At 62.6% G+C, this 20,258-nt stretch carries 17 protein-coding genes; 11 read left to right on the forward strand and 6 right to left on the reverse strand.

The window, feature by feature from the left end; all coding sequences use genetic code 11:
• Nucleotides 1–17: 17 nt before the first annotated feature.
• Complete coding sequence (locus tag GY725_25715) at nt 18–872, reverse strand: amidohydrolase (GenBank protein MCP4007593.1); 855 nt, start codon at nt 870–872, stop codon at nt 18–20.
• A gap of 139 nt (nt 873–1,011) precedes the next feature.
• On the opposite strand from GY725_25715, the gene GY725_25720 reads away from it, so the two are divergent.
• The 9 genes from GY725_25720 to GY725_25760 are packed head-to-tail and all read left to right on the forward strand — an operon-like array spanning nt 1,012 to nt 9,782.
• Nucleotides 1,012–1,662, forward strand: coding sequence for a TetR/AcrR family transcriptional regulator (locus GY725_25720; GenBank protein MCP4007594.1), 651 nt, complete (start codon nt 1,012–1,014; stop codon nt 1,660–1,662).
• Between the two features lie 46 nt (nt 1,663–1,708).
• A complete protein-coding gene (locus GY725_25725; GenBank protein MCP4007595.1) occupies nt 1,709–2,866 on the forward strand; it encodes an acyl-CoA dehydrogenase in 1,158 nt (385 codons plus the stop codon).
• Nucleotides 2,863–3,996, forward strand: a complete 1,134-nt coding sequence (locus tag GY725_25730; GenBank protein ID MCP4007596.1) for a thiolase family protein — start codon at nt 2,863–2,865, stop codon at nt 3,994–3,996. Before GY725_25725 ends, GY725_25730 begins: the two co-directional genes overlap by 4 nt.
• Nucleotides 3,997–4,000: 4 nt before the next feature.
• Nucleotides 4,001–4,420 (forward strand): Zn-ribbon domain-containing OB-fold protein, encoded by a 420-nt coding sequence (locus GY725_25735; protein ID MCP4007597.1) that lies wholly within the window; start codon nt 4,001–4,003, stop codon nt 4,418–4,420.
• Nucleotides 4,417–5,208, forward strand: coding sequence for an enoyl-CoA hydratase/isomerase family protein (locus GY725_25740; protein ID MCP4007598.1), 792 nt, complete (start codon nt 4,417–4,419; stop codon nt 5,206–5,208). The genes GY725_25735 and GY725_25740 overlap by 4 nt, the downstream gene beginning before the upstream one ends.
• A 4-nt stretch (nt 5,209–5,212) precedes the next feature.
• Nucleotides 5,213–6,061, forward strand: a complete 849-nt coding sequence (locus GY725_25745; protein ID MCP4007599.1) for a hypothetical protein — start codon at nt 5,213–5,215, stop codon at nt 6,059–6,061.
• Entirely contained in the window at nt 6,058–7,617 is a 1,560-nt protein-coding gene (locus tag GY725_25750) for a long-chain fatty acid--CoA ligase (protein ID MCP4007600.1), read from the forward strand. The genes GY725_25745 and GY725_25750 overlap by 4 nt, the downstream gene beginning before the upstream one ends.
• Before the next feature lie 24 nt (nt 7,618–7,641).
• Nucleotides 7,642–8,682, forward strand: coding sequence for an alcohol dehydrogenase catalytic domain-containing protein (locus tag GY725_25755; protein MCP4007601.1), 1,041 nt, complete (start codon nt 7,642–7,644; stop codon nt 8,680–8,682).
• On the forward strand, nt 8,679–9,782 hold the full coding sequence (locus GY725_25760; GenBank protein ID MCP4007602.1) for a zinc-binding dehydrogenase: 1,104 nt from the start codon (nt 8,679–8,681) through the stop codon (nt 9,780–9,782). Before GY725_25755 ends, GY725_25760 begins: the two co-directional genes overlap by 4 nt.
• Here GY725_25760 and GY725_25765 read toward each other — a convergent pair.
• Both GY725_25765 and GY725_25770 read right to left on the reverse strand, forming a co-directional pair.
• Nucleotides 9,779–11,797: an ABC transporter ATP-binding protein gene (locus GY725_25765; protein ID MCP4007603.1), complete on the reverse strand. Its 2,019-nt coding sequence runs from the start codon at nt 11,795–11,797 to the stop codon at nt 9,779–9,781. The two genes, GY725_25760 and GY725_25765, sit on opposite strands and share 4 nt — an antisense overlap.
• 4 nt (nt 11,798–11,801) lie before the next feature.
• Complete coding sequence (locus GY725_25770) at nt 11,802–13,655, reverse strand: ABC transporter ATP-binding protein (protein ID MCP4007604.1); 1,854 nt, start codon at nt 13,653–13,655, stop codon at nt 11,802–11,804.
• A 255-nt stretch (nt 13,656–13,910) separates the two neighbouring features.
• Between GY725_25770 and GY725_25775 the strand changes: the two genes are divergently transcribed.
• Both GY725_25775 and GY725_25780 read left to right on the forward strand, forming a co-directional pair.
• Entirely contained in the window at nt 13,911–14,774 is an 864-nt protein-coding gene (locus tag GY725_25775) for a GNAT family N-acetyltransferase (protein MCP4007605.1), read from the forward strand.
• A 7-nt stretch (nt 14,775–14,781) separates the two neighbouring features.
• Nucleotides 14,782–16,674: a propionyl-CoA synthetase gene (locus tag GY725_25780; GenBank protein MCP4007606.1), complete on the forward strand. Its 1,893-nt coding sequence runs from the start codon at nt 14,782–14,784 to the stop codon at nt 16,672–16,674.
• 7 nt (nt 16,675–16,681) lie between these two features.
• On the opposite strand, the gene GY725_25785 is transcribed toward GY725_25780, so the two are convergent.
• From GY725_25785 to GY725_25795, 3 genes are read right to left on the reverse strand one after another with little or no spacing between them, the layout of a single operon-like run.
• Entirely contained in the window at nt 16,682–18,736 is a 2,055-nt protein-coding gene (locus GY725_25785) for an LTA synthase family protein (protein MCP4007607.1), read from the reverse strand.
• Entirely contained in the window at nt 18,733–19,377 is a 645-nt protein-coding gene (locus GY725_25790; protein ID MCP4007608.1) for a hypothetical protein, read from the reverse strand. The genes GY725_25785 and GY725_25790 overlap by 4 nt, the downstream gene beginning before the upstream one ends.
• On the reverse strand, nt 19,374–20,258 hold the full coding sequence (locus tag GY725_25795; GenBank protein MCP4007609.1) for an exosortase/archaeosortase family protein: 885 nt from the start codon (nt 20,256–20,258) through the stop codon (nt 19,374–19,376). The genes GY725_25790 and GY725_25795 overlap by 4 nt, the downstream gene beginning before the upstream one ends.

Consider the following 20,258-nt stretch of genomic DNA (forward strand, 5'->3'; position numbering starts at 1 on the left):
CGCTCGCGTCCATCTCCTCAGACCTCGAGGCTGAAGGCGCGTATCGTGTTGTCGCGCACGATCTTCTTGTAGGCCTCGTCGGAAACACCGAGTTGGCGCAACTCCTCGAGCGTGCGGTCGAAGGTGAGCAGCGGGTAGTCCGTCGCCCAGAGCACTTTGTCTTGTCCGTAGGTGCTGGCGAACTTCACGAACTCCTCGGGCCAGTGCTTGGGTGTGCGCGCGCTCGTTTCGACGTAGACGTTCGGGTGCTTCCAGGCCAGAATCATCATCTCTTCGTGCCAGGGCTGGCCGATGTGACAGCCGATGATCACGAGTTCGGGGAAGGAGAGGGCGACCTCGTCGAGATAGATCGGGCGTCCCGCTTCCGAAGGCATCAACGGGCCCGTGTGACCTACCTGGATGGCAACGGGAAGATTCAGCTCCACGCATTTCGCGTACACGGGCCAGTACATCTTCTCGTTAGGCGCGGCGCCGACCATGCCGTCCCCATACGCATACGGCTCGAGACGCACGCCGCGCAGGCCAAGACTCTTCGACAGTCGCTCGATTTCCCGGACGACGTCCATCGGCTTGCCACGCGGATCCACCGTCCCTACACCGGTAAACCGGTCGGGGTGCTTGGCGCAGATCTCGGCGACCTCTTCGTTGCGGATGATGTGATACGGACCGTAACCGAAGGCGGACAGCATCAGCCGATCGACACCGGCTGCGTCCATATTGTCGATGATTTCCTCGGTGGTCATGCCGCGCTCGAACAACGGAAGCGAGCCGTAGCGTTTGAAGATGCTGATGAATTCGGGCGGCCAGCGATCGATGGTCCCGGGAAGTACCAGCGTGGCCCAGGCATCGATGGCTCCAGTGTTCTGTGACATTCGGGTCTTCCTCGCGGATTGGCCTTTGGCGATTCGCCGTAGGGGCTCATTTTTGTCTCTGCGGGCGGCGCGATGCCGCCCATGTCTCGAACATGCTAACAGGTTGACAAATGGTCATCAACTGTTAATCTCGCTCAGTATGAGTGATGAGCGCGTATCCGAGGTCGCAACGGAGCCCGAATCCGGGGTCGCGTCGGGGATGTCGGCTCAGGCCAGCACGACCCGGGGTGTCATTCTCGCCGCAGCGCGCGAGCGCTTTCTGCGCTTCGGCCCGCGCAAGACCACGATGGAGGAGGTGGCTCGCGAGGCGGGCTGTTCGCGCACCACTCTCTATTCGCACTTTCGCAACATGGAAGATCTCTACGGAAGCCTGCTCCGGCAAGGCGCCGAGGATTTCATCCGCGAGGCCGAATCCGTACTCGACTCAAGCGATAGCGCCCGCAAGAAGATCCGCCGCATCGTCGAGCTGACTCGCTCGACCTACGCGCGCAATCCGGTTTTGCGAATGGCGCTCTCGGGTGACGCAGAGATGAGTCTCGCGCCCATCGCCCACGCCTTCACCCGCGAGCAGGAGCGACGCATCATCGATCTTCTGCATCGGGCCATCGCAGAGGGCGTCGAAGAGGGTTCGCTGCGCGCCAGCGATCCCGAGCGCGTCGCCTATCTGATGTTCCATCTGGGCAGCTTCCTCGTGGAACGCGAAACCTCGGGTATGGCCGACTACCCGTTCGACGAGATCATCTTTTTGATGGACGACGTCTTCTCCCATGGGATCGCGGCGGATCGCTGAACATCCCATCAGCCCTGTCAGTAGCAGGAATCAGGAGTTCCAAGAAATGGCATTCCCCCAATGGACCGAAGAGCACGGAGCTTTTCGCGCGAGCGTACGCCGCTTTGCCGAGCAGGAGATCCGGCCCTACGCCGAAAAGTGGCAGGCCGAGGGTTACTTCCCGGACGACTTGTTCCGCAAGGCGGGAGAGGTCGGTCTGCTGGGAATTCGCTTCGATCCAAAGTGGGGTGGGAGCGGGCTCGACTACTGGTACACCGCGATTCTCGTCGAAGAACTCGTGCGCGGCCGCGATATCGGCTGTGTGGTCGGCCTGCTCGTGCAATGCGAGATGGCGACGGCCGTGATGCACGACCACGGCAGCGATGAGATCCGACAGGAGTGGCTGGTTCCCGCGATCAAGGGTGAGCGCATCGCTGCTCTCGGCGTGTCAGAACCCGGCGGAGGTTCTGATGTCGCCTCGCTTCAGACCACGGCGACGCTCGATGGGGATGATTATGTGATCAATGGTTCGAAGATCTTCATTTCCAATGGCGCTCGCGCGGATTTCGTGACACTCGCCGTGCGCACGGGCGGGCCCGGAGTCGATGGCGTCAGCCTCGTGGTCTGTCCCACCGACGCCAAGGGTTTTCAGGTGAGCCGACGCTTGAAGAAGGTCGATCTCCACTCGAGCGACACTGCAGAGCTCTTCTTCGACGACATGAGGATCCCACGGCGTTACCTGATCGGCGAAGAGGGCCGCGGCTTCCGCTACATCATGGGTGCTTTTCAGGGTGAGCGTCTGGTGCTCTCGGTGATGATGAACGCGCTGTGTGACGATGTATTGGCTGAGACGCTCGGCTATCTGGCTGAGCGTAAGGTCTTCGGTCGCTCCGTCGCCTCCATGCAGGTCTGGCGACACCGGATGGCAGACTGGATGACCCGATTGGAGGCTTCGCGGGCGCTCACCTATCGTGCGGCCGAGCAACTCGCGACGGGGGATCGCGATGGCGACCTGTCGGTCAGCATGTCGAAGCTATTTGCGGCCGATATGATTCGCGGACTGATTCTCGACTGCGCGCACGCTTTTGGCGGTTACGGTTTCATGGAAGAGAACTACGTAGCCCGCTGTTCGCGCGGGGTGCAGAACTGGGGGATCGGCGCGGGTACCAGCGACGTCATGCGCGAGATCATTGCGAAGCGACGCATGCCTGCGGAATCTCAATGACCCGTCGCGCCGTCATCTCAGGTGTCGGTCACACCGACTTCGGAAAACTCGAAGGGCGCAGTCCGTGGCATCTGGAAGCGGAAGCTGCTGCGGCAGCGGTAGCGGATGCCGGACTTCAGCCTTCGGATGTGGATGGTCTGCTCACCGATCCCGGTCCCTCGCAGGGGATCCTCGACGGCATTACTCCCCACTTCCTGCGGATGGGCGCACAACTGGGCCTGGATCCCGACTACGCGGGATCGGAGATCCTGGGTGGGGCCGGAAGCGTCGCGATCGTGGAGCGCGCCGCACTCGCCGTCGAGGCGGGGTTATGCGATGTGTGTTTGTGCATCTATGGCGACAGTCCTCTTTCGAGTCCGGGTTCATTCGACTACGCGCGTGGCGATGAATCGGCTTTCGGCTTTTTCGGCGCCGCCGGCCTGCACGCATTGGCCACTCGACGTCATATGCACCGCTTCGGTACGCGCTTCGAGCACCTCGGAGAAGTCGCCGTAGCAGCGAGAGCCCACGGAGCGCGCACGCCACACGCACAGAAGCGCAAGCCGATCTCGATGGACGACTATCTGGCCTCGGGACAACTGGTCGAACCGCTGCGCAAGCTCGATTGTTGTCTGGTTTCAGACGGAGCTGCGGCAGTGCTGGTCACGACCGCGGAGCGAGCCAGAGATCTGCGCACTCCCGCCGTCCGCATCCTCGGTCACGCCCAGGCTCACAGTCTGTCCACCTATGCAACGCCGGAACACTTCGACCGACTGCCCGCTGCGCGTTGTGGTCCCCGGGCACTTGGCGCCGCGGGGCTCGGCGCCAAAGACATCGATGTGGCACTTCTGTACGACTGTTTCACGATCGTCGTCCTGCTTCAGTTGGAGGACTACGGTTTCTGCAAGCAGGGGGAATCGGGACCCTTCGTCGAAGGCGGGCGCATCGGCCCGGCTGGCAGCCTGCCGGTGAATCCCAGCGGCGGACTTCTGGCGGAGGGCTACGGCAGCGGCATGCTGCACGTGATCGAAGCCGTACGTCAGTTGCGCGGCGAAACGGGTGATCGTCAGGTGGCCGGCGCCGAGACCGCGCTCGTATCGGGTCACGGTCTCGGCATGAATACCCACGCCACCCTGGTCCTCGGGAGCTGAACTCTTGTCCGACCCTCGACCTCCCCAGCCGCAGCCCGACGCTCTGACGAAGGCCTACTGGGAGGCGTGTCGCCGGGGTTCACTGGAAGTCTCGGCCTGCGAAGACTGCGGACATCTCTTTCTGCCACCCGGCCCCTGCTGTCCGCAGTGCTGGTCGATGCAACTCGGCGTTCGACCGGTCTCGGGTCGGGGACACGTGTTCAGCTTTACCATCTATCGCCGGACCTACCATCCGGGAATGCCAGAACCCTATGTGGTCGCGCTCGTGCAACTCGACGAGGGGCCGCGCCTCATCTCGAATATCGTGGGTTGCGAGCCGGAAGAAGTCAGTGTCGATATGCCGGTTCGGGTTCGCTTCGAAGATGTGGGAGACTTCAAGCTGCCGCGCTTCGAAAGGGCGGTCGACGGCGGAGGAACTTCATGAGTATCCGTTTTGAAATTGAGGGAGCCGTTGCGCTTCTGACGATCGACCGACCCAAAGTGCACAACGCACTGGACTTCGAGACGAGCGATGGGCTGGTGGACGCGTGGATGCGCTTCCGCGACGACGACGCCCTGCGGGTTGCGATCCTGACCGGCGCGGGCGAACGGGCTTTCTGTGCCGGTGCAGACCTCCGCGGTGTCGGCGATTTCTACAAGACACTTACTTCGACGCAACGCCTCCGCCGCTCCGAACAGGTCCCGGGTCTCGGTGGAATCACGAAGAACCTCGCGATCGACAAACCGATCATCGCTGCGGTCAATGGGCACTGTCTGGCCGGCGGACTCGAGATCGCGCTGGCCTGCGATCTGCGCATCGCCTCTGAGAACGCGAGCTTCGGTTTGCCAGAAGTGACCCGTGGCATCATCCCCGGTGCCGGCGGTACCCAGCGGCTTCCCCGACTCGTCGGCCCCGAACGCGCACTCGATCTGATCTTGACGGGTCGGCGCATCGATGCGGGCGAAGCAGAGCGCATGGGTCTGGTCTCGCGTGTGGTTGCACTCGAGAATCTGCAAGAAGAGGCGCTGGCCACGGCGAATGCGATCGCGACGAACGGTCCGCTGGCCGTGCGGGCCGCCAAGGCTGCCGTCTGGCGCGGCCTCGAGACTTCGCTGGAGGAAGGCCTGCGCCTGGAGCAGTTGCTGGCCGAACCCGTGCGCCAGAGTGAAGACGCGCAGGAGGGCCCGCGCGCATTCCTCGAGAAACGCAAACCCGTGTTCAAGGGGAGATAGTCGCATGCCCAGCCCCCCGCGTCGCCACGTTGGTCAGTACGTTTCCTCCGGAGACTGGAGCGACTACTGGACCACGCGCATCAGTCGCGCAGAGAGCGGAAAGATCCGCGTGCGCGGCTATCCAATCGAAGAACTGATCGAACACCTCTCGTATACCGAGTCCGCGTTCCTGCTATTGCGCGGAGAACTTCCAGACGAGCGCGAGACTGCTCTCTTCGACCTCGCATTGCGCAGCGGCATGGATCAGCAGTTCATCAGTTCGGCCGCCTGCGCCGCTCGCTACACGGCCTCCGCGTTTCCCGACTCTCCGGTTCCCGCACTGGCCAGCGGCATACTTGCCAGCGGTTCCGTGACGGGTTCGCCCCAGGAACCGGCGGAGATGCTGATCGAGGCGCTGGAGTGGAAACTTCCCGAAGGGGAAGCGGCGTCACGCGTGCTCGAAACCTGGTTCGAGCGACGCGGTGCGGTGCCGGGTCTGGGGCACCCGATGCACAAGCAGGCGGAACCTCGAGCGGTAACACTGCGTCGAATTGCCTGCGAGCGCGGTGGTTGGCGAGAACACGGAAACTTGCTCGACGCCATCGAAGCCGAACTAGAACGAAAGAAGGGCCGTCGCATTCCGATCAATCTCGCGGGAGCACTCGGCGCACTTCTGGCCGACCTCGGTTTCGACCCGCTGGCGATCGGTGGCCTCGGCGCACTCAGCTATGGCATGGCACTACTCAGTCACATCGTCGAAGAGATTCGCGAGGGAGTTCCGCTCCGGATCATTCCGGATGCATTGGGTGCGCACTACGCTGGACCGGAAGCGCGTTCCCTGCCTGAAGAACGCAAACGGAGGGGCGAGCGATGATTCATCCCTATTCACACTACCCCGCGCGGGCGGCGCGGCGCTGGCCCGATCGCATCGCCCTCGTGGAAGCCGAGCGACGTCGCAACTATCGCGAACTCGATGAGCGGGCGACCCGACTGGCGCGTGCGCTGGTCGGGCTGGGTCTCGAACCTGGAGAGCGCGTGTCGCTGGTTCAGGAGAACCGGATCGAATACGTCGAGACGGTGATTGCGATCGCGCGTGCCGGAGGTGTGCTGGTGCCGCTACTCGGTGCGCTCACCGCGGGCGAGCACGCCTTCATGGTGCGTGACGCCGAATCCCGCTTCGTGATCGCCCTCGGAGCAGAGACGATCGTGCGCGCCAGGCAGGCGGCCGGAGAGAACGCCAAGGTTCTCGCACTGGTCGCCGAGGAAGGCGTGACGAATCTCGCGGCGCTCGCGGAAGGCGAGTCTGCGGAGCCTTTCTCGGTCGATCGCTCGCCCGATTCGCTGGCCCAGATCCTCTACACCTCGGGCACCACCGGTCATCCCAAGGGAGTCACACATAGTTATGCGAGCGTGGCGGCGGCGATGGGCGCCTGGGTGACCTCGTTTGGTGTCGGTCCCGAGGACCGTCTACTCGGCCAACTCGCGCTCAGTCACTTCGGTGGACGAGCAATGGATACTTCCTGGGTCGCCGGCGCGACTCTCGTGATCTTGCCCGGGCCGGATCCCAAGGAGATGCTTGCCACCATCGCCCAGCACCGTGTCAGCATGGTTCTGATCATCCCGACGCTTCTGCGTATGCTCCTGGACCATCCCGACGCCGCGGACGCGGATCTTTCGAGTCTGCGCGCGGTCGTCTACGCGGCCGCACCCGCAGCACCCGCTCTGGTGCGTCGTTCGTTCGAGCGTCTGGGACCGGTTCTGTACACGGGCTTCGGTCAGACCGAAGCCTACGCACTCAATACCTTCATGGATCCCGACGAGCACGAAGCGGCTCTGGCCGCAGGTGGTGAGAGACTCACCTCGGTGGGGCGCGAACGGTCGGGCTTTGCACAGGTCCGCATCTGTGACGAAGACGGAAATGAGATGCCGCGCGGCGAGGTAGGCGAAATCTGTATGTGTGCGCCCTGGACGACACCGGGTTTCTGGAAGCGCCCCGATCTCGATCGCGAACGACTCGACGGAGGTTGGTTACGCACCGGAGATCTGGGTCGCATGGACGCGCAAGACTTCGTCTTCCTGGCCGATCGCAAGGAAGACAAGATCATCACCGGTGGTTTCAATGTCTATCCCGCGGAGATCGAAGGAACCCTCGCCGAACACCCGGCCGTGGCGGAGTGCGCGGTCTTCGCGATCCCCGATCCGAAGTGGGGCGAAGCGATCCGCGCCGCTGTCACATTGCGCCCCGGTCACGAAACGGACGCCGAGCAACTGATTGCCTTCTGCAAGGAGCACTTGGCCCGCTTCAAGGTGCCCAAGGCCATCGACGTGCTCGCGGAACTTCCGAAGACGGGTGTTGGCAAGATTTTGCGTCGCGCTCTGCGCGATCCGTGGTGGAAGGACCAGGAACGAGGCGTTCATGGAGCGGAGTGATTTCGACAAAGATGAGGGAAGACGATGAAAGCTGTACGTCTCTACGAAGGTCCCGAAGTGCGGGTCGAGGATGTTCCGGAGCCAGAGGTGGGTCCCGACCAGTTGCGAGTCGCCATCCAGGCCGCCGGGTTATGCGGAACCGATCTGCACGCCGCCCACGGTCGGCTTCCGGTGCCGAACCTTCCCGTGATCATGGGCCACGAAGGGGCGGGGATCGTAGAAGTAGTAGGGGAGGGCGTCAGCGGTTTCAGCCCAGGTGATCGCGTCCTGCTGTTGCCCAGCGAGACCTGCGGCACTTGCCCGGCTTGCGAAGCGGGGCATCTGGGTCTGTGTCCGGGAGCGCAAATCTTCGGCATGGCGCGCGACGGGACGTTTGCCGAGAAGATCACCGTTCCGGCCGCGTGCGCGTTGCCGCTTCCGGGTGAGATTGCATTCGAGCACGGCGCCATCCTGGCAGATGCCGTGGCGACGGCCTATCACGCCGTCGCCACGCGCGCGGGAATCAGTGGCGGGGAACGGGTTGTGGTGCTCGGCTGCGGCGGTGTCGGCTATCACGCGATATTGCTGGCGCGCTTGATGGGTGCGAAGACGGTCGTTGCGGCCGATGCCAGCGCGGGTGCGTTGCGCCGGGCTGTGCAGGCGGGAGCCGATTTCACCGTGGACGTGACGGCGCCAAACGCGCGCAAGGCGATTCGCCAGGCCGCGGGTGGTGGAGGACCCGAGCTGGTGATCGAGTACGCGGGCAAGAAGGCATCTGTCGAACTCGCGATGGCGTCGGTGGCGCGGGGCGGTCGCGTGATCGTCGGCGGTGTTGGTATGGAATCGCCCGAACTCGGCCCGCTGGTTTCCTTCGTGGGCAAGGAGATCGGCGTCCTGGGCTCGATGGGTTACACGCGAGACGAACTAAAGCAGGTCGTCCAACTCACGGCCACGGGCAAACTCGACCTCTCCGGTTCCATCACGGCTCGCTACCCCCTCGACCAGACGATTCAGGCGCTCGAGGATCTGGCCAACCACCACAACGACCCCGTGCGACTCGCTCTGCTTCCGCAGGGGATGTCGTGAGCGGGTCGGTGCGAGCCCGCGCAGCCGTCGCTCACGAGCGCGGCGCACCACTGCGCATCGAAGAAGTCGAAGTGCGCGATCCCGGTCCGGGCGAAGTGCGCGTGCGCATCTCCGCCTGCGGTATCTGTGCGAGTGATCTCCACGTGTGGCGCACCGGGGAAGGAGTTGGCTTTCCCGCGGTTCTGGGCCACGAGGCTTCGGGAATCGTGGAATCCCTGGGTCCCGGCGTTTCGCACGTTTCACAAGACCAGCCTGTGGTGATCGCCTGGATTCCCCGTTGCGGAAACTGTCGCGCCTGTCGCGCGGGTCGCACGCATCTGTGCGCCGCGATGCGCACCGATGCCAACGACGGCTCGCTCTCGCTAGGCGGAAAGTCGCTCGGCCGCTATATGAGCGTTTCCGGTCTTTCTGAACTCGTCGTCGTCGGCGAGCGCTCCGCGATCCCCGTACCGGAAGACCTGCCTCTGCGCTCCGTCTGTCCCGTGGGCTGCGGCGTAACGACCGGTTTCGGCGCCGCAGTGATCACCGGAGCGCTGCGCTGGGGCGAAAGTATCGCCGTGTTTGGCTGCGGAGGTGTCGGACTCTCGGCCATACAGGGTGCGCGCATCGCGGGTGCGGGGCGGATCATCGCCGTCGATCCGAACCGAAAACGCCTGGCTCTGGCGAAGGAACTGGGAGCAAGCGACCTCTTCTCACCTGAAGACGGGGATCCCATTGCGGCGATCCACGCCCTGAGTGGCGGTGGCGTCGATCTGGCCGTCGAGGCCGTTGGAAACGGAACGGCCGCACGACAGGCCTTTGACTCCCTGGTTCCTGGAGGTCGCGCCGTCGTCGTCGGATTGCCGAGCTACACCGAAGAGATTCGTGTGCCGATGCTCTCGCTTCTGCTCGACAAGTCACTCCACGGTTCCATCCACGGTTCCGCCGATCCCGGGCGCGATTTCCCGAAGCTCTTCGAACTCGCGAGCCGCGGCGAGTTGAAACTCGAAGAAATGGCGGGACCCGACTACCCACTCGACAAGGTCAACGACGCCTTTGAAGCGCTGGCCAGCGGACAGGCGGTGCGACCGCGCGTGGTGTTCGAAGACGGATCCCGTTAGCTGCCGCCGGAATCACTCTCCCTGCCACCGCCCTGAAGTTCGGCGAAGCGGCGGTAGGCTCCTTCCGGGATCTGGATCAGCTCTTCGTGCGAGCCTCGCTCGATGATGCGCCCCTCGCGCAGGAACAGGATCTGATCTGCGCCGCGGATCGTCGACAGTCGGTGGGCGATCACGATCACGATCCTGTCGCGGGTCGCTTCTCGAAGGGCCTCGACCAGTCGCTGCTCGGTCTCAGGGTCGAGGGCTGAGGTGGGCTCGTCGAGAATCAATATCGGAGCCTGACGCACCAGGGCGCGGGCGATTCCCAGCCGTTGTTTCTGTCCGACCGAAAGACGCGCACCCGCGCTTCCGAGTTGCGTCGCGTAGCCCTCGGGCAGGTCTCGGATGAAGTCGTCGGCTCCCGCGATCTGTGCCGCGCGGCTTACCTCGAGCGGAGTTGCAGTGGGCTTCCCGAGTCGGATGTTCTGCTCGATCGTGCCGTCGAAAAGCGAGTTTTCTTGAAATACGAACGCTACCTGGGAGCGCAGCCACTCGTGGGTCAGGTCCGCGATGTCGGTTCCGTCGATGGATACGCGGCCGCTCGTCGCTTCGAGAAAGCGGGGAATCAGGTAGGCCAGCGTTGTCTTGCCTGCACCGGCTGGCCCGGCCAGGGCGGTGATCTGCCCGACTCGGGCTTCGAAGGAGATATTGCTCAGCGCGTGTGTTCCGTCCTTGTAGGTGAAATCGATTTCTTCCATGCGCACGCCTTCGCGAATCGCGTCCAGCGTATGCGCGCCGGGGCGATCCTGTTCCGGCGGTAGATCCATCAGAAAGAACACCCGCGCGAGGCCCGGTGCGGAAGACTGCAGGGCGAACCAGAAACTACCGAGCATGCCCGCAAAGACTGCGAGTTGCGCGAAGTAGGTCAATAGTACCGTGAAATCGCCGATGCTGATTGCACCTGAGATCACCAGATCCGATGTGTGCAGGAAGACTTCGCGCAGTAGCCACAGTCCCGGAATCAATGTCGCGAAGGTCGTGATCAGAGCGATCCCGACCACTCCGCGGTGCTGGCGGAAGGAGTCCTCGCTGTCCCGATCGAAACGACTTCTCTCGCGCTCTTCCCCGCCTAGACTCTGGACGGCCACGATGTTGGCCATTCCTTCTTCGAGCGCGCTCGTCGTCGTCGAACCCGCGCGGCGGCTGCGCGTACCCTGGCGACGCATCAGAGCGGCAAATGGAAACGTGATCAGCAGAACCAGCGGTAAAAAGCTCAGGCCGTACAGGGCCAGCCACGGTTGATGCAGGGTGTGCCAGATCGTCAGGACCCAGAGTGCCATTGCGATCGGCACGAGCGTAGGAATGAGCAGGATGCGGTAGCACACGCTCGTGATCGCAGGTGTGTCGTACATCAGGCGATAGATCGCATCGCCGATCTGCTCGTCCTCGAATACGGGCAGAGGCAGTTTCTGGATGCGCTCGAACAGGCTGGTGCGGTAGTACTGGTTCAGGTCCTGGGTCAGGCGCAGCGTCCAGCGGAAATCGAACAGCCCGAGCAATCCACCCGAAAAGCTGAAGCCTGCGTTGGCTGCATTCTCGGTTGCCGTGGCCTGGTCGTGACCACTCGCTACATAGCCTTCTGCACGGTCTCGTTCCCCACCGTCGGACCCCAGCATGCCGATCGTCAGCAAGAGGAAGACCTGAGCCGCGAGTGTCCAGAACAGGATCTGATCGGGTGAGGCATCGACCATTGCCGCGACCAGCGGGCGAATGAACACGGGATACGACCCGAGTGCATCGCGAATCGGGATGTCATCGATCACGTGATCGAGCAGGATCTTTACAGGATAGGGGAGTGCCAGCATCGGCAGGAAGGTGAGCAGCGTCAGCAGCATTTTCACGGCGAAACGCGCGCGGAACGGTGACATATAGCGGACTGCCCGACCCAGAACCGAGAATGTCTCGCGATTGGAGTCGAACGGGTCCTCTCCCAGTCCGGTTTCTCGCGCTCCGAGATCGGGAAGGCTCGCACTCATGGCGTCATCTTCCGGAACTCCGCTGCTCTGACTCGACCAGACGGCGGTACGCGGCATCGGGTCGGTCCATCAGGGCTTCGTGAGAGCCTACCTCGACGATCTGGCCGCCGTCGAGGTAGGCGATCTGATCGGCCATGCGGATCGTGGAGAGTCGATGTGTGATCAGGAAGACGTTGCGATCGCGCCCCCATTCCGAAAGGTTGAGGATCAGGCGGCGTTCAGTCTCGGCGTCGAGTGCCGAGGTCGGCTCGTCAAGGATCAGGATCGGCGCATCCTTCATGAGCGCGCGAGCGATCGTGATGCGCTGTCTCTGTCCGGTTGAGAGTCGAGCACCCCGCTCGCCGAGAACCGTGTCGTAACCCTCGGGCAAGCCCTCGACGAACTCATCGACACAGGCGATGCGCGCGACCTCGCGCACACGTTCGTCGTTCGCGTCTGGTACGGCGTAGCGGATGTTCTCGCGGATCGTCGTGCCGAAGAGCACATTCTCTTGTAGGGCGATCGAGATCTTCTGGCGAAGCGAACGCACGAGAAAGCGCCGCAAGTCGCAGCCGTCGATCTCGATGGATCCCCGATCGGGGTCGAACAAGCGCAGGAGCAGAGCCATGAGTGTGCTCTTTCCCGAACCCGTCGGGCCCACGAGTGCGGTGATCGTTCCGATCGGAGCTTCAAAGCTCACATCCCGCAGAACCGGGCGATCTGGTTGGTAGGCAAAACCCAGATTGCGGAAGACGATGGAAGTCTGCAATGGGGGCAGCGGTATCGCGTCCGCAAGATCGGAAACCTCCGGTTCCAGTTCCAGGATCTCGAATACCCGGTCCAGGCCGATCACGATGTCCTGTGCGCGTCCCCATACCTTGTACAGTCCGTTGATGCTGCCCGTGCCGCGGCTGAAGACGAGTTTGAAAAGGTTGTACCAGCCCAGCGCCCAGATGCTGAATCCGGCCGCGAGCAGCACGTCGCCCATGCTCGTACCGACTACCTGCTCGTACAACCACAGGGATCCGCCACTTCGCGTGAACAGAGTCGACCAGAAGGTCGATACGATCAGGAAACCGCCTAGCACCCAAAAGACCGAAACGCCAAAAAGGGCCAGCATGCTGCGCGCGCGAAACGCCTCGGCGAACGCGTGCATCGAACTGGTTTCGAAGCGCTCGCGCTCGAAGTCCTCGAGGCCGTAGGCCTTGAGGACCTTGATTCCACCCACGCTCTCCTGGATGCGTGAGGTGAGGTCGCTATTGGCCTCGCGCGCACGACGGAAGCGACTTCGCAGCCGTCGGGAGAAAACCGCGCCGAGTACCAGTACGAGCGGCCAGGCGAAGAGCAGAAGGAGTGCGAGTCCGGGAGTGAAGACTGCGACAAGCAACATCATGCCCGTAAACTGCAGGAGCGCTCCGATCGGCCGAAGGAACAGGACATTGAGCAACTGCGTGACCATCGCGCTGTCCTGATACGTGCGATAGATCGCGTCGCCGATCCTGTTGTCCTGATGAAAGCGCAGGGAAAGCGCCTGGAGCCGGTCGACGAGGTCGAGTCGGAGTCCTTGGTTCACTTTCTGAAGGATCCATACGTAGTAGTAGTAGAGCAGGGCCGCGAAGGCGAGCAGCGGCAGGACCAGCAGGAGTGACGGCCATGAAGTCAGGCTTCTGGCGATCTGGACGCGAACCTCCGGAGCGATCTTCTCGACGGTTACGACCTTCGTCGGGTCGAGGCCGAATGCCGCCGCTCCGAGTTCGGAAACCGGCTTCCCCTGCAAGACGCCATCCCAGAGCACCGGTGCGAAGGCCATCGTGAACAACCCGAACAGGAGCGCAACTGCGACACAACCGGCAAAGAAGAGTCCGAGGTGATATTGCATGCCTCGAAGCAAGGGAACGCATCGTATGAGGATGCCGATGACTGCGCGGATACCGAGTCGGTCCTCCACGCCGCCGCGCCCAAGCGTGTCGTTATCCGCTGCAGTAGTAGCGCCGTTGAGTCTGGATTCGCTCTGCTCGATCGTCGGGTCCTCCAGCGTCGGCGCCAGTTGCCCGAAGCTCAGTGAATTGTCTCAGATCCCGGGCTCTTGCGCTCCGCCACCCTATCGATGCTTGGCTCGGGTACTCTGTGCCGAATGGTCCGTCCTCTGATCGCAGCCGATACTGCTGAAGCGCTACGCTTGTTGCGCGAGCGACCACTGCAGAACGTATTCCTGGACCACGTGGTGTCGTCCGGTCTACTCGGTCGTTTTCCTGGTTTCTTCGGCGAGTTTTCTGCTGACAGCCTCGAGGCGTTCTTGATGATCGGACCGCTCGGCGGAACGACCGTGGCGGCTCGCACGCCGGAAGCCTGCGGATTGCTTGGACCCGCAGTTGCGGAATCCGGGTATCGACCTCGACACATCGTGGGTCGCGAGGAGGTGACTGACGCGTTCTGGCTCTCCTATCAACCTCATGCACCCGATCTGGTATGGACACGTCGCGAGCCCGTCTATGTGTTGGAGCGCGGTGAGTTGGTTCTACCGACGAAGCCCGCTCGCCTGCGCATCGAACGCGCGCGCGAGCGAGACGTCGATGAGGTCGTCTCGAATAGCGCCGAACAGCATATTGAAGACCTGGGTGACGATCGCCGCGCGATGGATCCGACGGGTTTCTTTGACCGACACCGCAAGGACGTATTGGACGGGCGCTGGTGGGTGATCCGCGATGCTGGTCGAATCTCGTTCCAGGTCCATGTCGGTGCGGAAAACGCGGCAACGGTTCAACTCGGGGGCGTGATGACCCCTCCGAGTTTGAGAAATCAAGGCCACGCGATGCGCGGGATGGCAGCCATCTGCAAGCAGTTGCTGAAGCGCAAGCCGGCGGTGAGCCTGTTCTGCGACGAGGACAATACCGCGGCGCGCCGTGTCTACGAGCGCGCTGGCTTCCGACATCGCTTTCAAAACCGCAGCTGGTTGCTCGACGAGGAGTTCGGACCATGCGGCGACAACTATCTCTGAGGCAGGAATGAAAGATCGCTACGCTCGCGCCTACGCGCATTCGCTCGAGGATCCGCAAGGTTTCTGGGCGGAGGCCGCCGAAGACATCGACTGGTACGCGTCCTGGGATCAAGTTCTGGATTCGCGCAATGCCCCCCTCTATCGCTGGTTCCCAGGTGCCCGCTGCAATACCTGCCACAACGCGCTCGATCGTCACGTCGAGGCGGGTCGTAGTGCCCAGCCCGCGTTGATCTGGGATAGCCCCGTCACCGGTCTCAAGAAATCGTTCAGCTATGGCGAGCTACTCGATCTCGTCTCACGCTGCGCGGGTGGTCTGCGCAAACTGGGCGTGGAAAGAGGAGATCGCGTACTCATCTATATGCCGAACATTCCGGAAGCTGTAATCGCGATGTTGGCTTGCGCGCGGATCGGAGCCGTACACTCGGTGGTGTTTGGGGGATTCGCAGCCAAGGAATTGGCTACACGCATCGACGATGCCAGGCCGAAGCTGGTGCTGGCCGCGTCCTGCGGCATCGAACCGACGCGGGTCGTCGAGTACCAGCCGCTCCTGAAGGGCGCAATCGAGCTCGCGACCCATACGCCGACCAATACCGTCTGGGTTCAGCGCGAGGCTTCGCCCGCAAATCTGGACGCGGCGCGAGATATGGACTGGGGTGTTCTGCTCACTGCGCAACTGGTGGATTGCGTGCCCGTGGATGCGACCGATCCCCTCTACATCCTGTACACCTCCGGTACCACGGGGGTGCCCAAGGGTGTGGTGCGAGACAACGGCGGTCATATGGTGTCGCTGTTCTGGAGCATGCGAAACGTCTACGGCGCGGAACCCGGTGAAGTCTACTGGGCTGCGTCCGACGTCGGTTGGGTCGTCGGTCACTCGTACATCGTCTATGCACCGCTTCTGTACGGTTGCACCACGATCCTGTACGAAGGTAAACCGGTGGGTACGCCCGATGCGGGTGCCTTCTGGCGGGTACTGGCAGAGAATTCCGCGAGCATCCTGTTCACCGCGCCCACCGCATTCAGGGCGATCAAGCGCGAAGACCCGGATGCGCGCTTGATTCCCGACTACGATCTCTCCGCATTTCGCACGCTGTTCCTGGCGGGCGAGCGCGCCGATCCCGACACGGTGCAATGGGCCGAGAAGGCGCTCGGCGTGCCCGTGATCGATCACTGGTGGCAGACCGAAACCGGTTGGCCGATCGCAGCGAACTGCATGGGGCTGAGCCCGCAGCCTGTCAAGCATGGTTCTCCAACGCGCTCGGTCCCAGGCTATCGCGTATCCGCGCTCGACGAGTCGGGCCAGCCGGTCGCTGCGGGAGAGACCGGTGCCATCTGTATCGAATTGCCGCTGCCTCCGGGAACCCTTCCCACTCTGTGGAATAACGACCAGGGCTATATCGAGACCTATCTTTCCCGCTTCCCGGGCTGGTACGAGACGGCTGATGCGGGTTTCGTCGATGAAGATGACTACCTGTGGATCATGAGTCGCACGGACGACATCATCAACGTCGCAGGTCACCGCCTGTCGACCGGGGGTATGGAAGAGGTACTTGCCTCTCACAGCGACGTGGCCGAGTGCGCCGTGATCGGAGTGCATGACCCGCTCAAGGGTCAGGTTCCGCTCGGACTCGTGGTGCTCAAGGCCGGTGTCGAGCGTTCGCACGAGCAGATCGAGAGTGAGTTGGTGCAACTCGTTCGCGAACGAATCGGACCCGTTGCAGCTTTCAGGCAGGCGTCCGTGATTGCGCGCCTGCCCAAGACGCGTTCGGGAAAAGTGCTGCGGGGGACCATGCGCAAGATTGCGGACTCGGAAGCGTACAGCGTACCGGCGACGATCGAGGATCCCGAGGTTCTCGAGGAGATTCGCGAAGCGTTGAGCGCTATCGGCTACGCGGGCTGACGCGCGATCAACCCGGTCCCGCAGGGTCGCCGCCAAATGCGTGTTCGCGCAGGTTCAACACTTCCCAGGTTCGCAGGAGTTCGGCGAACTCAGCGCGATATTCATCGGGGTCGAGGGGCGTGAGTTTCCCGGACGCGCTCTCGCTTTCCAGGCTGGCGCGCCGGAACGCGTAGTGGATCGTCCCGTCGACACCTCTCAGCGCCACGAGTCGCGGTCGGGCCAGCTTCGACATGTACTGGAAGATCCGCCGCCCCGAGTCGGAGATCAGGTGCGGCTGGGGAATCCGATCGCCCTCTCGTCCCAGGTCGAGATTGCGCTGGATCAAACCGCGAAGATCCGCGACGCCAATCGGTTCCGGGATATCACCACCGATGCCCCAGAGAACCATCGGCACGCGCGTCTGTTCGATGTTCAGCGCCTGGCCGTGTCCGAGGTGCCCAAAGTCGAAAAGCGACTCACCGTGATCCGCAGTCAACAGGATCACGTGGGGTTCATTGTGGATCGAAGCGCGAAACGCCTCGACCAGTTGTTCGACGGCGCGATCCACGTTGGCCGAGGCATTGGCGTAGGTCGCCCACAATTCATCGCGGGTTTCGGGGCCGATCCTGCCTCGAGCCAGCGGATCGATGTCGAAGATTCGATCCAGTTCGGCGTGATGATAGGGGAAGTGAGTGTCGTGGTAATTCACGTACATGAACAGAGGTGAGTTCTCGGGGCGTTCGCCCAGAAACACCGCGATTCTTCGATTCAGAAGTTTCCATGAAACCGACAGACTGCCGGGGCTCGTGAAGCGCGAGGCGCGGTTTTCGGGATCCTGGCGCGCGTCGTAGAAAACATCGGGTTTCGCCTGGCCCAGTTGCTGATCGCGCCCCCCGAAGGAGTCGTCCTGACCGGAGAAATAGGCGACCGTGTACCCGTTGCGTTTGAAATCATCCACGAGAGATGTCTGGCCGTCGTAGGGGTCGAGCCGACCACCGAAGAGCTGTGCACGTGACTTCGATGTGTAGGGAACATTGGTAAAGCCGAATCGGGAACTCGCTCCCTCTCGGCCGAGGCGGCTGATGAATGGCGTGATCTCTCGACCCAGGAAGCTGCGTTCCAGCACGTCGCCCCGCAGGCTCTCGCCGAATATCAACAGAACGTGGGGGCGCTTCTTCCAGAGAGGCGCGATTTCGAGTGCCGACTCTGGCGCGCGCATGTCGATTGGAAGATCACCGGCGAGTCCATTTTCATCGATGGCATTGCCGGGGATTTCGAGTGCGTAGCCGTGAATGCCCGAGTCGAAGGGGTCCGGATCCGGGGGCGTCGAGAGCAGGCCCGCGCCGTCGCGATCGACGTCGGTCAGCTGCTGTACGGCGATCTTGATCAGGCTTCCACTGGGTTTGATTCCCAATCCGAGGCAGACAGCGCTTTCGCTCAAGCAGAAACCCGGAAGGAGTACGGCGCTGAGCCCGAATGCCGCTCCGAACACTGGAGTGATCGCGCTCCAGCGCGGCATCTGGAGCAGACGTTCGGTCTCGGGCCCCCCTTTCCAGATACGTCGGATCGCCCAGAGCAAGCCAATCGCGGCGACTAGCACGGCTCCGAAGATCACTGCAACACCCAGGAGCTGATCACTGGCCTGCGCGAACATCTCGACACCGAAGCCGCCCGCGAGTGTCAGGATCAGGTCGAGGTCGATCAGGTCGCCGAGATAGCGTTGCAGCTGATATCTGAGGAATGTGTATATGCCCGGTCCCGCTACGCCGAGCATCCCCGCCAGCAGCCACTTCTGAAGCGCGGTCAGCGGAATTCGGCCAAGCAGCGGCCAGCTGATCAACCAGGCTCCCAGGATGATGACCGCGTCCACTGCGATCGAAGCGCCGAGAAACGAAGCGACCAGTCCGGTGCTGGAAAGAAAGGTGAGCGCGTTGAACCCGCCTGAAAAATAGTGATGGTTGAACTGCAAGAGGACGGCATCGATCGCGGTCAGAGCAACGGCGCAACCTAGCAGCAGGGCCCACCAGGCGGGAGTCCAGCCCGTACCCGGCATGGCCGAGTCGCGGGCTGCCGATCGAGTCATGGCGAGCAGACCGCCCAGTACGTGTCGAGCGAGTTCAAGATCCAGTGGATTCCCCGTTCTTCACTGCGGTCGTATTCCGCAGTCGGAACGTGGCCGGACACAATCAACAGCGTCATCGGCTGGCTTCCGCGAATCAGCATCGACGGCGCAGCCAATAGTTGAGTCCAGTACGGATTGGCGACGGGTTGCGAATCATAGAGAAGGGCATAGACGGACAGAGAACGCACGCCGCCGAGGGTGCGCTTCCCGAAGTCCCCGACGTGGATGGGAATCCGTTCGCCCTTGTGCTCGACCCACTTCAGGTGCTCTCCGCTGGGCTTGCGCGCGGGGGCGATTCGATGCGCCGGCCGGTAGTAGACTCGCTTGGCGTTCCAGGAGCGGATGATCGAGTAGGAAAGAGGAGTTTCTCCGCGATCCCCGTGTACTCGCCCCTCCCGCCACTGGTCCGCGGCGAATGCGGATTTCATGAAGCTCTGGCGCTTTTCTGGTTGTCGTTCGGCATAGCTATCGGGAATCAGAACGCCGGGATTGGCGCAATCATCGCGGCGCCAGCCCACGTAGTCGTGGATCACGACGGGAATCAAGACCACGGCCAGCATGACGGCGATATGTGGCGCGTAGCGTGCCGAGATGCTGTTCATTCGCTTCGCTCTGGTTCGGGGCCACGGAAAGTCTCGCGACCAGACATCCAGAACAAGATCGCGATGACGACTGCGAAGGACACAATGCCCGAGCCCTCGTGTAGCGACGTTTCGAGCAGGTCCGCATGACCGTAATAGACTACCAGCACCAGAAAGCTGACGCGGATGATGTTGCAGATGATTGCGAGCACGACCGAGGTGGCGATCAGCATAAGGCCGCGGCTCTTGGACGGGTTGAGGTGCGACAGGATCAATCCCGTGGTGACGGCCGCATACATGGTCGAAAAACCGCTACACGCATCTGCGACGGAGACCGAGTGTCCGGGAACATTGAGGACGGTGCCGTTCTTGGACAAGGGAATATCGAGCAGTGGGACCACATAAGAGGTCCCAAATGCTGTGATCTCGCGCAGAAACAGGTGGATCTTCGTTACAAAGCCGGCGGGGATCGGCAGCATGAAGGCCGCGATCACCAGAGCGAACACCAGTCCGCGAGTGCGATCTCCACCCAGAACGAGTAGCGAAAGGCCGGGCAGGCAGACGACCAGTCCCGCAGCGGCCAGCAGGTCCGTCTGGATGGCCGCGTCGAGGGCCAGCATCGCCAGGCCTGTGAACAGAAACACAAAGCCCCAGGCCGAAGAATGCGACCCGGACACGGGATCTTCGTGCAAACGCTCCCAGAGCAGGTACGCCAGGATAAACGGCATGAATATGCCGTGGCCGCTGTACCAGATGCTGATCGTCCAGCGGCTCCAGAGCCACATGGCCGTAGGTGCGAATGCGGCGACGAAAAGCGCGATCCACAACAAGGTAAGAATCGGTCTGCCCGAGGGCTCCTCTACCTCCGGAACTGCGCCGTCCATCTGATCTACTGTGGCCAA

This window comes from bacterium (assembly GCA_024226335.1).
In the GTDB taxonomy this organism is placed as follows: Bacteria; Myxococcota_A; UBA9160; order SZUA-336; family SZUA-336; genus JAAELY01.

What these genes read in the sequence shown, in the direction of transcription:
- GY725_25715 (MCP4007593.1), bottom strand. Translation starts at nt 872, where the DNA reads ATGTCACAGAACACTGGAGCCATCGATGCCTGGGCCACGCTGGTACTT.
- GY725_25720 (MCP4007594.1), top strand. Translation starts at nt 1,012, where the DNA reads ATGAGTGATGAGCGCGTATCCGAGGTCGCAACGGAGCCCGAATCCGGG.
- GY725_25725 (MCP4007595.1), top strand. Translation starts at nt 1,709, where the DNA reads ATGGCATTCCCCCAATGGACCGAAGAGCACGGAGCTTTTCGCGCGAGC.
- GY725_25730 (MCP4007596.1), top strand. Translation starts at nt 2,863, where the DNA reads ATGACCCGTCGCGCCGTCATCTCAGGTGTCGGTCACACCGACTTCGGA.
- GY725_25740 (MCP4007598.1), top strand. Translation starts at nt 4,417, where the DNA reads ATGAGTATCCGTTTTGAAATTGAGGGAGCCGTTGCGCTTCTGACGATC.
- GY725_25745 (MCP4007599.1), top strand. Translation starts at nt 5,213, where the DNA reads ATGCCCAGCCCCCCGCGTCGCCACGTTGGTCAGTACGTTTCCTCCGGA.
- GY725_25750 (MCP4007600.1), top strand. Translation starts at nt 6,058, where the DNA reads ATGATTCATCCCTATTCACACTACCCCGCGCGGGCGGCGCGGCGCTGG.
- GY725_25755 (MCP4007601.1), top strand. Translation starts at nt 7,642, where the DNA reads ATGAAAGCTGTACGTCTCTACGAAGGTCCCGAAGTGCGGGTCGAGGAT.
- GY725_25765 (MCP4007603.1), bottom strand. Translation starts at nt 11,797, where the DNA reads ATGAGTGCGAGCCTTCCCGATCTCGGAGCGCGAGAAACCGGACTGGGA.
- GY725_25770 (MCP4007604.1), bottom strand. Translation starts at nt 13,655, where the DNA reads ATGCAATATCACCTCGGACTCTTCTTTGCCGGTTGTGTCGCAGTTGCG.
- GY725_25775 (MCP4007605.1), top strand. Translation starts at nt 13,911, where the DNA reads ATGGTCCGTCCTCTGATCGCAGCCGATACTGCTGAAGCGCTACGCTTG.
- GY725_25780 (MCP4007606.1), top strand. Translation starts at nt 14,782, where the DNA reads ATGAAAGATCGCTACGCTCGCGCCTACGCGCATTCGCTCGAGGATCCG.
- GY725_25785 (MCP4007607.1), bottom strand. Translation starts at nt 18,736, where the DNA reads ATGACTCGATCGGCAGCCCGCGACTCGGCCATGCCGGGTACGGGCTGG.
- GY725_25790 (MCP4007608.1), bottom strand. Translation starts at nt 19,377, where the DNA reads ATGAACAGCATCTCGGCACGCTACGCGCCACATATCGCCGTCATGCTG.